This is a genomic window from Mycolicibacterium chengduense, assembly GCF_033741155.1.
Lineage (GTDB): Bacteria > Actinomycetota > Actinomycetes > Mycobacteriales > Mycobacteriaceae > Mycobacterium.
On record NZ_JAWQNH010000002.1, the window covers coordinates 786,980 to 800,494 of the forward strand.

14 protein-coding genes are annotated in these 13,515 nt (G+C 66.9%); 8 read left to right on the forward strand and 6 right to left on the reverse strand.

Translation table 11 applies throughout. The features are described from left to right. Both SBI67_RS09260 and SBI67_RS09265 read right to left on the reverse strand, forming a co-directional pair. Positions 1-963: an enolase C-terminal domain-like protein gene (locus tag SBI67_RS09260; protein WP_318980251.1), complete on the reverse strand. Its 963-nt coding sequence runs from the start codon at positions 961-963 to the stop codon at positions 1-3. A 5-nt stretch (positions 964-968) separates the two neighbouring features. Further along, positions 969-2,111 carry an alkaline phosphatase family protein gene (locus SBI67_RS09265; RefSeq protein WP_318980252.1) on the reverse strand — a complete coding sequence of 381 codons (1,143 nt, stop codon included), beginning with the start codon at positions 2,109-2,111 and terminating at the stop codon, positions 969-971. Positions 2,112-2,251: 140 nt separating this feature from the next. Here SBI67_RS09265 and SBI67_RS09270 point away from each other — a divergent pair, with 140 nt between their 5' ends. Together SBI67_RS09270 and SBI67_RS09275 are read left to right on the forward strand one after the other, a co-directional pair. Further along, a complete protein-coding gene (locus SBI67_RS09270) occupies positions 2,252-2,908 on the forward strand; it encodes a cutinase family protein (RefSeq protein ID WP_318980496.1) in 657 nt (218 codons plus the stop codon). A gap of 169 nt (positions 2,909-3,077) precedes the next feature. Further along, entirely contained in the window at positions 3,078-3,758 is a 681-nt protein-coding gene (locus tag SBI67_RS09275; RefSeq protein WP_318980253.1) for an MOSC domain-containing protein, read from the forward strand. Here the strand turns inward: SBI67_RS09275 and SBI67_RS09280 are convergent. The 3 genes from SBI67_RS09280 to SBI67_RS09290 all read right to left on the reverse strand — a co-directional run bounded on the left by SBI67_RS09280 (position 3,737) and on the right by SBI67_RS09290 (position 6,394). Continuing rightward, positions 3,737-4,420, reverse strand: coding sequence for an Rv0518 family GDSL lipase (locus tag SBI67_RS09280; RefSeq protein ID WP_413232433.1), 684 nt, complete (start codon positions 4,418-4,420; stop codon positions 3,737-3,739). The two genes, SBI67_RS09275 and SBI67_RS09280, sit on opposite strands and share 22 nt — an antisense overlap. Positions 4,421-4,549: 129 nt before the next feature. Beyond that, positions 4,550-5,731, reverse strand: coding sequence for an acyltransferase family protein (locus SBI67_RS09285; protein WP_318980254.1), 1,182 nt, complete (start codon positions 5,729-5,731; stop codon positions 4,550-4,552). A 105-nt stretch (positions 5,732-5,836) separates the two neighbouring features. Then, positions 5,837-6,394, reverse strand: coding sequence for an Rv1352/Rv1906c domain-containing protein (locus SBI67_RS09290; protein ID WP_318980255.1), 558 nt, complete (start codon positions 6,392-6,394; stop codon positions 5,837-5,839). 309 nt (positions 6,395-6,703) lie between these two features. Between SBI67_RS09290 and SBI67_RS09295 the strand changes: the two genes are divergently transcribed. From SBI67_RS09295 to SBI67_RS09310, 4 genes are read left to right on the forward strand one after another with little or no spacing between them, the layout of a single operon-like run. Continuing rightward, positions 6,704-7,135, forward strand: a complete 432-nt coding sequence (locus tag SBI67_RS09295; protein ID WP_318980498.1) for an MmpS family transport accessory protein — start codon at positions 6,704-6,706, stop codon at positions 7,133-7,135. Next, complete coding sequence (locus tag SBI67_RS09300; RefSeq protein ID WP_318980256.1) at positions 7,132-10,041, forward strand: MMPL/RND family transporter; 2,910 nt, start codon at positions 7,132-7,134, stop codon at positions 10,039-10,041. The genes SBI67_RS09295 and SBI67_RS09300 overlap by 4 nt, the downstream gene beginning before the upstream one ends. Then, positions 10,038-10,388 (forward strand): DUF732 domain-containing protein, encoded by a 351-nt coding sequence (locus SBI67_RS09305; protein WP_318980257.1) that lies wholly within the window; start codon positions 10,038-10,040, stop codon positions 10,386-10,388. The genes SBI67_RS09300 and SBI67_RS09305 overlap by 4 nt, the downstream gene beginning before the upstream one ends. Positions 10,389-10,403: 15 nt before the next feature. Then, positions 10,404-10,850 carry a DUF5078 domain-containing protein gene (locus tag SBI67_RS09310; protein ID WP_318980499.1) on the forward strand — a complete coding sequence of 149 codons (447 nt, stop codon included), beginning with the start codon at positions 10,404-10,406 and terminating at the stop codon, positions 10,848-10,850. 12 nt (positions 10,851-10,862) lie between these two features. Here SBI67_RS09310 and SBI67_RS09315 read toward each other — a convergent pair whose 3' ends face one another. Continuing rightward, on the reverse strand, positions 10,863-12,104 hold the full coding sequence (locus SBI67_RS09315) for a multidrug effflux MFS transporter (RefSeq protein WP_413232434.1): 1,242 nt from the start codon (positions 12,102-12,104) through the stop codon (positions 10,863-10,865). A gap of 76 nt (positions 12,105-12,180) precedes the next feature. Here SBI67_RS09315 and SBI67_RS09320 point away from each other — a divergent pair, with 76 nt between their 5' ends. Both SBI67_RS09320 and SBI67_RS09325 read left to right on the forward strand, forming a co-directional pair. After that, complete coding sequence (locus SBI67_RS09320; RefSeq protein ID WP_318980259.1) at positions 12,181-12,678, forward strand: MarR family winged helix-turn-helix transcriptional regulator; 498 nt, start codon at positions 12,181-12,183, stop codon at positions 12,676-12,678. 285 nt (positions 12,679-12,963) lie between these two features. Further along, complete coding sequence (locus tag SBI67_RS09325; RefSeq protein ID WP_318980260.1) at positions 12,964-13,515, forward strand: peptidoglycan endopeptidase; 552 nt, start codon at positions 12,964-12,966, stop codon at positions 13,513-13,515.

A 13,515-nucleotide genomic window follows, 5' to 3' on the forward strand; every position in this document is an offset into this window, starting at 1 on the left:
CTATTGTGCAGTTGCCGCGCGCAACTGGTGACGCAGGCGTTCGATTCGGGCGGCGTCGGTCAGCGTGAACCGCCCCAGCAAGTCAGGATCCGGACCCGGCGGCATGGGCGCCACCGGCAGGGTGCCGTCCACCGGCACCAGCGACCGTCGATCGGCCACCACATCCCCGCCCAGCAGCAACCGGGTGCCCAGGGCGGCGGCATAACCGAACTCGGGTAGGGCACCGGCCAGGGCAACTCCGGTTGCCACGCCGATCCCCGTCCAGGCGTCGGAGACGACGACGCACGGCACATCGGCAAGCTCGGCAACCCGCAGGGCCCGGCGCGCGCCGCCGAGACGGCCGCAGCGCAGCACGGCGATATCGGCGGCATCTCGCACAGCGCGCGGATCATCGGCGTCCTCGGCGGCGGCGGCGATCCGGACCGCCACCCTGGCCCGAACCCAGGCCACCTGGTTCAGGTCGCGGCACGGCTGGGCCACGAATTCGAGGCCGCCGGCCGCCTCGTCCAGCACCGCGATCGCGGCCACCGCTTCGGCGGGCTCCCACCGACCCCGGGCGTCACAGCGGATGAGCCCCGACGTGCCCAGTTCGGCGCGTACCGCGGCCACCCTCGCCATATCCCCGGCAAGCCCGCGGGCGGGGTCCGCCACCTCGATGTCGGCGGTCCGGCAGCCGGCTGCCCGCACGATCGCGCGCGCCCGGGCCGCGCCGACGGCCGGCACGCTGACGGCCACCGGCACTCGACCCCGGACGGCATCGGGCCAGCCGATGGTGCCCGGCTCGGTGGCCGCGGTCAGCCAACGACCGAGTTCGACGGCGCCGGCGTCCGGTGGTGGGCTGAACTCCCCCCAGCCTTGGGGCCCCTCGATGAGCAGACCCTCGACCATCGTCACACCCCGCCCCGGGTCGAGGACCGGGAGGGCGAAGGGCCGCGCGTTGTCGAGGTCGATGAGCGTCTGCACGGGCGTTATCGAATCACGTACAGCGGGACCAGCATCTCCGCCGCGGTCAGCGAGCCGTGGTGGCCGACGAGGTTCGACTGCAGCGGTTCGACCCCGGATCGGATCACCGCACGGTTGCCGCGGGCCACTGCCACGACGTCGCCGATGCGGGGCGCCACGTGTGCGCCGACCGCCGGACCGAACCAACCGGCCGTGATCACTTCCTGGCGGGTGAGCACCGTGAAATCGGCGCCGAGAAGCTCGCGCCAGGCGGCGGCCACGTCGGGTCCGGCCCCCGGCTCGGCATAGACGTGCCGCGCTCGCGGCTCGCCGCCGAGGCCGCGAACACCGTTGCGCAGCGGTGGTTCCCGGTCGAAGTCCACTGGCGATTCGACGTGCACCATACCGTGGTCGGCGGTGACCAGCAGGGCGGAATCGGCGGGTAGCCGCTCGGCGATGGCGCGGATCGTCAGGTCGATATGGGCCAATTCCTGCGCCCAGGCCTCCGAGGCCGGTCCGCGCACGTGCCCGGTCATGTCCAGGTCACCGTGGTAGGCGTAGACCAGGACACGTGCACTGCCCCGCAACGCCGTCAGGACACCGTCGACCAGGTCACCCGCCGAGAAGTTCGGCCGAAACTCGGCGCCCCGCAACGCTGCCCGCGTCAGCCCCGAGTCGGCCTGATACATCGGCGCCACCTGCGTGACGGTGACGCCAGCGGCCGCCGCGCGCTCGAAAGTCGTCGGCAACGGTTGAAACTGTTCGGGGACAAGCTCTTTGAGCAGGTCGACGCGCGGACCCGCACCCATCAGCCGCCATTTGAGAGGGTTCATCATCCGCTCGTGGCCCGGCACGGCGAGCAGATAACCGACAAGTCCGTGCTCCCCGGCCGGAACACCGGTGCCCAGCGACGCCAGGCTGGCCGCCGTGGTGCTGGGGAATCCCGCGGTCAGCGTCCGGCCCGCGACACTGTCCAGAAACGGGGCGGCCGCCCGCCGCGCCGCCACCAATTCGGCGCCCATTCCGTCGACGAGCAGCACCGCGACCCGGCGGACGTCGCCCAACCCGAGACCGATCCGGTCGTGCTCGCCCGGCACGCCGAGCGCGCCGAGCACCGACGGCAACAGGTCGGCCAGGGCACCGTCGCCGTAGCGGGGGGTGATGAACATGAGGTCAGGGTAGGCGGCGAGCCGTGCCTGGCCACCCCACTACCATGGCCCCTGGGCGAGAATTTGGGAGCAACCGGATGAACACGAGCAACGGTGGAGCGGCCCGAACCCGACGGGGCCGGTCGGCGAGTGGGGCGCTGATGGGCGCGCTGGGCTTGATACTGGGCCCGGCACTGGCCGTCTTCCCCGGCGCCCCGAGCGCGGCGGCTGACCCCTGCCCCGACGTGGACGTGACCTTTGCCCGCGGGACGACGGAGCCACCCGGGTTGGGCTCCGTCGGGCAGGCCTTCGTGAACGAGGTTCGGGCCCGCGCCGGGTCCCGCACGGTGACCGACTACCCGGTGAACTACCCCGCCAGCAACGACTTCCCGACGGCCTCCGACGGTGTCATCGACGCGATGAACCACGTCAACGCGATGGTGGCGAACTGCCCGAACACGAAGTTGGTGCTCGGCGGCAGTTCCCAGGGCGCGGCCGTGATCGGGTATGTCACCGGCCCCGCCATCCCGCCCGGTTATATCGTGCCCGAGGGCATCAACGGGCCGATGTCGGCGCAGACGGCCGGACATATCGCCGCGGTGGCATTGTTCGGTACACCGTCGGACGGTGTGGTCAGCACGCTCGGCGCGCCGCCGGTGGTGATCGGCCCACTGGTCGCGGACAAGACCATCAACATCTGCCTGCCCGGCGATCTGATCTGTGCCGGTGGTGGCGGGATCAGCCTGGTGCACGGCAACTACGCCCGCACCGAGGCGCCCGCCGAAGCGGCCGACTTCGTGGCGCAGCGGGTGTTCTGAACGGCTCGACGGTTCACCGCGCGACCCGATAACCGGTAGGCGGACGAAAGGCTCACTCCGCCAACAGAACCGAGCCCTCACCACGACAGGTCACACGGCCGACAAGTCGGTTCCGATGCGGGCGGCGTCAAACCCACCCGATTCTTTCCGAACCTCTAGGCTGGTGGTCATGTCGCACGTGCTGACGGTGAATATCGCCGAACCGCGCACCAGCCCCGATGACGGCCGTCTGCAGACCGGGATCGACAAGCGCCCCGTCGCCGGAGCCGTCGAGGTGCGCTCCCCCGGACCGATGCAGGGCGGGCTGGGCAGCGGTTTGGTGGGCGACCTGATCGGCGATCGAGCCTTTCACGGTGGTGACGACCAGGCGGTGTACGCCTACGCGAGAGAGGATCTCGACGCCTGGGAGTCGGAGTTGAACCGCGATATCGCCAACGGGGTGTTCGGGGAGAATTTCACCACCGCGGGGGTCGACGTCACCAACGCCGTCGTGGGCGAACGGTGGCGGGTGGGCACGGGCGGTCTGGAACTGGAGGTATCCCGCCCGCGGATTCCGTGCCGGACCTTCGCGCTGTGGTTGGAGATCAACGGGTGGGTCAAGACGTTCACGACGTCTGCCATCCCAGGCGCCTATCTGCGGGTGATCACCCCAGGTGCGGTACGCGCGGGTGACGCGATCGAGGTGATCCACCGACCCGACCATGGCATCACCGTCGGTGTGGTGTTCCGGGCCCTCACCTTGGAGGGCGCCCTGCTGCCGTCGGTGCTGGCCGCCGACGCACTACCCGAGGACATCAAGGACAAGGCCAGGCGCCGGGCGACGCGAGTTCAGGGCGCTGCGGGCAGCTGATCGCCCACCAGCGACGCAATCCGATCCGCCAGGTAGGTGTGTCCGGCGTCGGTGGGGTGCACACCGTCGGAGCCGATCAGGTCCGGACGCCCGACGAACCAGCGTTCGGCGATCGGGTCGATGAACACCGCGCCGAACGCGCGGGCAACATTGGCCAGGGCGTCGCGGATCTGCAGCACCTTGTCGGGTACGTCAGCGGTCGGCCAGGGCGGACCGATCACCAGCAGCTTGGCCGCCGGCGCCGTACGTCGGGCGGAATCGAAAGCACTCCAGGCCATTCCGCTCAGCGCCAGCGGATCGGCCGGCTCGTCGTTGCGGGAACCGAAGAACACCACCAGGACGTCGTCGGGACGGACAGCTCGGGCGGTGAGGTCGACGAACAGGCTGCCGTGGTCACCGCGTACCGCGTATCCGGCCCGGCCCTCGGAGGCCACATCCGCAGCCACCGGCTTTCCCTGCCGAGCCAGGTCTCGCCAGGCTTGGGTCGGCCACCCCTTGTTGCCCAACCCACCGATATTGGTTCCGGTGGTGTAGGAATCGCCGATCACGGCGATGTGGCTGACCGGCGCGTCCCGGCTGACGGTCATCACCTGAACCGGGCGCGTGCTGACCAGTCCGGCCACCACCGCCACCGAGGTCGCAAGCATGGCAAAGCGGCGCAACGGTCTCCCCTCCCAAGGTCCGAGATGATTCGAGCACGAGCAAGATCAACTCCGCCGACAGCCTACTGGCTACCGTCAGTTGGTTTGCCGCGCAGTGCTATTCGTCACGTTCGGACGCACAGCGAACGTTCAGGCGGACAACTTGCGGTCGTCCCTCCCGACCGACTGGACCGCGGGCGCGGCGTCTTTGACGTCGACCATCCGGCGCATCCACCGGCGGGCCGGTTCTTCGACGAAGTGGTACAGCGCGGCCGCCGCGGCAAACGCGACGGCGAAAAGACCCGCCAGGATCCATTTGCCGGCAGGTCCGGCCAGCGTCAGCTCGAACTGCAGCACCGCCCAGTTCCACGCGGTGTGCACGATCTCATGGACCATGTACAGGCTGAACGATATCTGGCCCCCGTAGGTCAACACCCGGAGGGAAAGCAGGCTGGGCAGGGTGCCGCTACCGATGGCCAGCGTCACCACCAGCGGCACGAACAGCAGGTCCAGCACGCCGCCACTGTCGATCACGTCCGGGATCGGGTGCGCGTCGAACCAGTAGAGGGCGCCGACGAGCACCGCCACCAGGAGCACCGCCGCCAGCCCGGCAAGGGTGCGGGCACGGTCGGACGGATTGAGCCTGCGGACCGCGGCACACGCGATGGCTCCCGCGGTGAACTGCATGATGATCCGCGGCAACCAGCTCCACGGGGTGTAGAAGTGGCCGCTGGCCAGCAGGAACATCACCGGCGGCAGCGTCACCGCGAAGGCCAGCCACAGCAGGGTGCGGGCCCGCGTCGCTCTGGCCAGCCGGAAGATGACCAGCACCAACCCGCCGAACAGCAGATACGCCAGCCATTCGGCGCTGATCGACCATGCCGGCCCGTCCCAGCTGGAGCCGTCGAAGAAGGGTTGGAACCACAACTGCACCAGGAAGAGCTGGCGGAGGTAACTCACCGCGGTGAGGGTGTGCACGTTCTCCGACGGCACGTGCCCGACGTAGAGGGTGAAGATGATCCACAGCGCGGCCAGGTGCAGGGTGACCAGATAGACCGGCCAGACCCGGGCCAGCCGCATCCAGAGGAAATGCAAGGTGGCCCGGGTCGACCAGTTCTTGCCCATCTTGTCGATGTAGGTCCAGGTCAGCACGAACCCACTGAGGATGAAGAACAGGTCGACGCCCTGAGCGCCGCAGTTGAGGATCGGGGCCAGCGCCTCGCTGAGATCGGGGGCGGCTTCATGCAGCAGCGGCCGGAAGTGGAAGAGCACCACCCAGACGGCGGCGAAGATGCGAAGGCCGGTCAGGGCCTTGATCTCTCCGCTACGCACAACACTCTTTCCGTGGCCGATTCCGTGCAAAGGGTATCAGCGCACCGGGTCGAGGGCCGCGAAGTGAAACCTGCGCGATTCCTGTCAGCGACGCGGTGAACGGGGTCAGGGAGCCGGAGCGGGCGCGGGTGCGGGGTCCGGTGAGCTGGGTGGCGCCGGGTCATCGGGATGCGTGGCGTTGTACTGCGCGGCGTTGCGATTGAGACCGTCGAGATAGGCCTTGAGCTTCAAGCCCTGCAACACCGGCGGCAGCCCGGGACCCGGTGGCGCCTGGTCGGTCAGCTGCCAAGTCTGGCAACCCGTGGTCTTGAACGTGCCGTCGGTGGCGTCGATCTCGACGACCTGTGCCTCGTGCGTGAAGGCCCGGTCGATCGTGTCGCCGGTCTGGCCGGCCGGCGCGGCGGCGATCCGGCGCCAGGAACACGTGCCGTCGCCGACGGGTCCGGCCGAGGCGTATACGCCGGGCACGATATCGGTACCCACCACGAACGAGCCGTCATGGTCGATGACATTCTTCGGCGCGGCCGGCGGTGCGGGCGCCGGAGTCGGCGCCGGCACTGCCGGATCAGCCACCGCGGTCGCGGCACCGCCCCAACCGAGCAGCGAGAACGTGGCCAGCGCCGCACCGGCCAGGCTGGGGACCGCCACCAGTTTCGACCTCATATACCTCAGGGTAGGCCCGCTCCGGGCAGATCCGGCACCCTGAGGATGAGCCGAGCGGCGCACGCTGTGGTGCAACGGCCCCGGTGCGGGGCGGCGCGGAATGCCGCTCTTAGGGGCGTATGCGCAGGTAGACGGGCCGGGCCAGGGTCGGACAAGGCGGTGTCGGTGGGGGTGGTGACGTTGCAAAATATGTACGGCACGTCACTCTATTAAGTGAGCTAAGCTCTCCGTTACACGAGCTAACCTGTGGCGACCATAAGACGCCTGGTGCGCGCGACGAAACAGACCCAACGGGGGAAATCGAACTCGATGAACGTGCTCAAACGCATCTGGATTCCGCTGGTCATCCTGGTCGTGGTCGGCGTCGCCACGTTCACGGTGATGCGGGTGCGGACGTTCTTCGGTACCGGCCCCGGCTACGTGTCGACCGAGAACAGTGCCTCCGACGAGAGTGAGCCGTTCGACCCGAAGGTCGTCAAATACGAGATCTGGGGCGAGCCGGGGGCGACTGCCAACATCAACTATATGGACCTCGACGCCAAACCGCAGCGGGCCGACAATGCCCCGCTGCCGTGGACGTTGACGCTGAGCACCACCGCCCCGTCGGTGTTCCCCACCATCTCCGCACAGGGTGACGGCGACAGCCTGTCCTGCCGGATCACCGTGGACGACGAGGTCAAGGACGAGCGAACCGTGAACGGCGTCGGGGCGCACACGTACTGCCTGGTGAAGTCGGCATGACCACGCCCCCGGCTGCCAGCCCTGCCGATCCGCCCACCGACGCCATCCCGACGGTGACGCACCCGAACCGCACCTTCATCCCGCGCACCATCCGGACGCTGGCCCTGCCCATCATCATCGGCTGGATCGCGATCATGGTAGTTCTGAACGCGATCGTTCCCCAGCTCGAAGAGGTGGGCAAACTCCGTTCGGTGTCGATGAGTCCCGATACCGCGCCGTCGATGATCTCGATGAAGCGTGTCGGCGCGAACTTCGGCGAGTTCAAGTCGGACAGCTCGGCGATGGTGGTGCTCGAGGCCGATCATCAGCTCGGCGACGCCGAGCACAAGTTCTACGACGAGATGATCAAGAAGCTGGAAGCCGACACCAAACACGTCGAGCACATCCAGGACATGTGGGGCGATCCGCTGACGGCGGCCGGCGCCCAGAGTGCTGACGGCAAGGCCACCTATGTCCAGGTGTATCTGGCCGGTAACCAGGGTGAGTCGCTGGCCAACGAGTCGGTCGAGGCGACCCAGAAGATCATCGACGGCATGACCCCACCGCCGGGGTTGAAGGTGTTCGTGACCGGCCCGTCGGCGCTGATGGCCGATCAGCACATCGCGGGTGACCGCAGCATGCAGATGATCACGATGCTGACCTTCGGCGTGATCATCCTGATGCTGCTGTTGATCTACCGATCGGCGGTCACGGTCTTCCTGGTGCTGGCCATGGTCGCCGTCGAACTCGGCATCACCCGCGGATTCATCGCTTTCCTCGGCTACCACAACATCATCGGGTTATCGACGTTCGCCACCAACCTGTTGGTGACGCTCGCGATCGCCGCGTCGACCGACTACGCGATCTTCCTGATCGGGCGCTATCAGGAGGCCCGCAGCGTCGGCGAGGACCGTGAAGCCGCCTACTACACGATGTATCACGGCACCGCGCATGTGATCCTGGGCTCCGGCCTCACGATCGCCGGTGCGACGTTCTGCCTGCACTTCACCAAACTCCCCTATTTCGTCTCCCTCGGCGTCCCGCTGGCCATCGGCATGGTGGTCGCGGTGTTCGCCGCGCTGACCTTGGGCCCCGCCGTGATCACCGTGGCGTCCCGGTTCGGCAAGACCCTCGAGCCCAAGCGGGCCATGCGTACCCGGGGCTGGCGCAAGATCGGCGCGCTGATCGTGCGATGGCCGGGCCCGGTGTTGGTCGCCACCATCGCGCTGTCGATGGTCGGCCTGTTGACCCTGCCGGGGTACCGCGCCGGCTACAACGACCGCAACTACCTGCCATCCGACATCCCGGCCAACGTGGGATACGCGGCCGCCGACCGGCATTTCAATCAGGCCCGGATGAACCCCGAGCTGTTGATGATCGAAAGCGATCACGATCTGCGCAATTCCGCGGACTTCCTGGTGATCGACAAGATCGCCAAGGCGGTGTTCCGCACCCCGGGCATCGGGCGGGTGCAGGCCATCACCCGGCCGCAGGGCACCCCGATCGAGCACACCTCGATCCCGTTCCAGATCAGCATGCAGGGCACTTCTCAGAAAATGAACGAGAAGTACCAGCAGGACATGATGGCCACCATGCTCAAGCAGGCCGACGATATGCAGACCACCATCGACAACATGACCAAGATGCAGAGCATCACGGCGCAGATGGCGGCCACCACGCATTCGATGGTCACCAAGATGAAGACCATGACCCTCGATGTGGCCGAATTGCGGGACCACATCGCCGATTTCGACGATTTCTTCCGGCCCATCCGCAACTACCTGTACTGGGAACCGCACTGCTACGACATCCCGTCGTGCTGGGCGATCCGGTCGATCTTCGACACCCTCGACGGGATCGACACCATGACCGACGACATCCAGCAGCTGCTGCCGGATATGGAGCGCCTGGACACCCTGATGCCCCAGATGGTGGCGTTGATGCCGTCGATGATCGCCACGATGAAGAACATGAAGACCTACATGCTGACCATGTATCAGACCCAAAAGGGCATACAGGATCAGATGTCGGCCATGCAGGACAACTCGTCGGCGATGGGGGAAGCCTTCGACGCCTCGCGCAATGACGACTCCTTCTACCTGCCGCCGGAAACGTTCGACAATCCCGAATTCAAGCGGGGCATGAAGAACTTCATCTCCCCCGACGGGAAGTCGGTGCGCTTCATCATCAGCCATGACGGCGATCCGATGAGCGCCGAAGGCATCTCGCATATCGAGGCGATCAAGCAGGCCGCCAAGGAGGCGATCAAGGGCACCCCGCTGGAGGGCTCCAGAATCTACCTGGCCGGCACCGCATCGGTGTTCAAAGACATGGCCGACGCGTCCAAGTACGACCTGATGATTGCCGGTATCGCCTCGCTGTGCCTGATCTTCATCATCATGCTGATCATCACCAGGGCCGTGGTGGCCGCCGCCGTCATCGTCGGTACCGTGCTGCTGTCGCTGGGCACGTCGTTCGGCCTGTCGGTGCTGATCTGGCAGCACATCATCGGGCAGCCGCTGCACTGGCTGGTGCTGGCGATGTCGGTGATCATCCTGCTGGCCGTCGGTTCGGACTACAACCTGCTGTTGGTGTCCCGGTTCAAGGAGGAGATCCATGCCGGGCTTAACACCGGCATCATCCGCTCCATGGGCGGGACCGGTTCGGTGGTCACCTCCGCGGGCCTGGTGTTCGCCTTCACCATGATCTCCATGGCGGTCAGCGATCTGATCGTGATCGGGCAGGTCGGCACGACGATCGGTCTGGGGTTGTTGTTCGACACCTTGATCATCCGGTCGTTCATGACCCCGGCGATCGCCGCGCTGCTGGGTAAGTGGTTCTGGTGGCCGCAACGGGTGCGGCAACGCCCGGTGCCCGAGCCGTGGCCGGCACCCATCCAGAAAGAGTCCGAGGAGGCCCTGTCATGAAACTCGTCGTCGGCGCTGTGATCGCCTGCGCCGCCGTGGGATTGGCCGCACCCGCGGCCGCCGACCCGGCCTACGACCGGGATCCGGACACCAACTTCGCCCACGAATTGCACACCTACGGCATCTACGGCCAGAAGGACTACAACGCCTGGATCGGCAAACTGGTCTGCAAACGCCTGGCCAACAACGTCGACCACGACGCCTACGCCTCAGCGAAATTCGTCGGCGACAATCTCGACCGCCACAACACCACCGAACAGAACTGGCAGTTCCTGGGCGCCGCCCTGAACTACTACTGCCCCGACAAACGCGTCATCCTCGACCAGGTCGCGGCCGCCCAGCACTAGGAAGGAACGCCCATGATGCACAAGACCATCCGATTCGGTGTCGCCGCCGCAGCCCTGGCCGGCGCCCTGGCCACCTCCGGCATCGCCTCAGCCGATGCCACCGACGACTACCCCATCCCCAACCGCATCCTGCGCACCCCCTGCACCGCCGAACAGATCATGGCCGCCGCCCGCGACGTCGAACCCGTCTACTACGAGCGCTACATGATCGACTACAACAACAAACCCGCCGCCGACCAACAAGGCGCCCAAGACCGCATCCACTGGTTCTTCTCCCTGGACTACGCCGGACGGCGCCAATACTCCGAAGACACCGCCACCAACGCCTTCTACGAACAAATGTCCTGGCGCTGGCCCAACTGGGCCAAACTGTTCTTCAACAACAAAGGTGTGGCCGCCCACACCACCGACATCTGCCAGAACTACCCACCAGGCGACATGTCCGTCTGGGACTGGCACTAGGCCCGTCGCCACTCAGTGGGTGGCGGCCGTGATCGCCGGCTCGGCGGGGTCGTCTGTTTCAGACCGGCTCTTGCGGGTGACGGCGATCGCCGCAGCGGCCAGCACGGCCGCCGCGAACATGGCCATACCCATGGGCACGGCGCTGCGTTCGCCGGCCAGCCCAACCAGAGGCGAGGCACCTGCGCCGAGCGCGTATTGCAGGAATCCCAGCACCGCCGACCCGGTGCCCGCCGCATAGCGGACCTCGGCGGTGGCCAATGCCATGGCGTTTCCCACGACCAGGCCCATGCTGGCCGAGAAGCCAGCCATCAGCGCGATCGTCGGCACCGGCGCGACACCGCCGACGGTGACGGTGAGCAGCAGCAAGCCGGTGTCGATCACCATTGCCGTCATGCCGACCAGCATCAGCCGGCGCGGCGCGATCCTGACCACCAGCCGGGCGGACAGCGCGCTCATCGCGGCCATCACCACCGCGCAGCCGCCGAACGTCAACGAGTACGCCCGCGGCGACAAGCCGACGATGTTCTGCAGGACGAACGGTGAGGCGGAGATATAGGAGAACAGTGCGGTGAAGACGAAGGCCAGCGCCAACGCGTAACCGACGAACCGGCGGTTGGACAGCACGGTGGCGGTGCTCGACCACAGTGCCGTCAGTCCCCCGGGCCTGCGTCGGTCGCGGGGTAGCGACTCCGGGGTGAAGAAGACGACGCCGAGCAACATCACAGCGTTGAGGGCGGACAGCGCGACGAACACGGCGCGCCACCCGAGGTCGGCGACGATGAACCCGCCCAGCACCGGTGCGAGGACCGGGGCCAGTGCGCCGATGACCATCAGCACACCGAACAACCGGGCGGCCTCGGCCCCGGCGATGCGGTCGGTGACGATGGCGCGGGAGATCACCACACCCGCCGCCCCCGCGAAACCCTGGACGAATCGCAAGGCGATCAGAACCTCAACCGAGGGGCTGATGATGCACAACACGCTGGCCAGCAGGCAGACCACGGTGCCGACGAGCAATGGCGTGCGCCGGCCGTACCGGTCGGACAACGGCCCGATCACCAACTGACCGACGGCGAGCCCGATCAGCAGCGCGGTCAGCGTCAGTTGGATCAGCGACGCCGACGTGCCGAATTCCGTGGCCATCTCGGGAAATGCCGACAGGTACATGTCGATGGACAGTGGCGGGACGGCGGACAGCAGGGCCAGGACAGCGATCAGCGGCGCGGGCGCCGCGTGGCGGACGGGTCGGGTCACGGGGAAACCTCTGGTCATTGATTATGGATACATATCTATTTGATCATATGTATCTAGTCATAGGTAAACTGGGGTGATGACCACCACAGCCTCGCCGCAGGCGGGGATCCGGGATTTGGCCCTCGCATTGCATGACGTGTCATGGCGACTGGCGCGCATCGGCCCGGCTCGAGCCGGACTCGACCCCCTACCCTCGTCCGAGGTGGCGGTGTTGCGCGCGATCGTCGACGAGCCGGGCTCCAGCGTGTCGGAGGTCGCAGCGGCGGTCTCCATGCAGCCGAGCAATGTCAGCGCCGCGATCCGGACCCTCACGGAGCGCGGCTTGGTCTCGAAAACCCCACGGGAAGATGACCGCCGAGTATCGGTCCTACATCCAACCTATAAGGCCCGCACCGAAAAAGATGCCATCGACGACGCGCTGACCGACAGCGTCGCCGAGCTGCTCGCCGGGTTGCCGGCCGAGTCCGTGGCGGCACTACTGGCCGCCACCCCCGCAATGCGACGGTTATCCGACACCTTGGCCCGACCATCCAGCCCCGCCGTTGCCAGAACTGTGCGAATCGGATCAGATTGATGAAAGATGCTGTTGGTCAACATCATTCAAGTCTGGTGCGTAGTTCAATTCAACAGCAACATGTTTCACCACCGTAGCGTTCTGCATCAATGGGAGTGAACGCTGAGGCACTGGGCGGCAACACGTTTGCGCGACGGCGAGGAAGATGGTCACCAATGGTGAATTATGGCCCGCATCAATGGCGTTCACCTGCGGTTTTGTGAGTCTATCAATTGAATTCATGAATTGTGAAGGGAGTCACAGATTTTTGCTCCCTCACAAATTGCTCTGTTAGTGTCCGTCCGCATGTTTGCTCTTGCGTCGCTCTTGGCGCTCGTCAACCAGGTCTCGGGCACGCCGTACATCCCCGGTGGGGACTCTCCGGCGGGAACGGATTGCTCGGGCCTGGCATCCTGGGTCAGCAACGCCGCGACCGACCGGCCCGTGTTCGGTGACCGCTTCCACACCGGGAACGAGGAACGGGCCCTGCTGGCCCGCGGCTTCAAATACGGCACCGCACCGAACGCACTGGTGATCGGCTGGAACGGCCGCCATACCGCGGTGACACTGCCAGACGGCACGCCCGTCTCCTCAGGTGAGGGCGGGGGCGTCCGCATCGGCGGTGGCGGCGCCTATCAGCCCCAGTTCACCCACCACATGTACCTGCCGATGCCGACCGACGCGCCGGATCCGAACGCACCGGCCGATGCCCCGCCGGCGGCTCCCGTCGAGTTCCTGCCGCCGGCCCCCGCCGAGGTACCGCCACCTGCGCCCGCGGACTTCGTTTCGCCGGCCCCGGCCGATCTGCCGCCCGACCCGGCCGACGCGCCCCCTGCCCCTGCCGACGTAGCGGTCTGA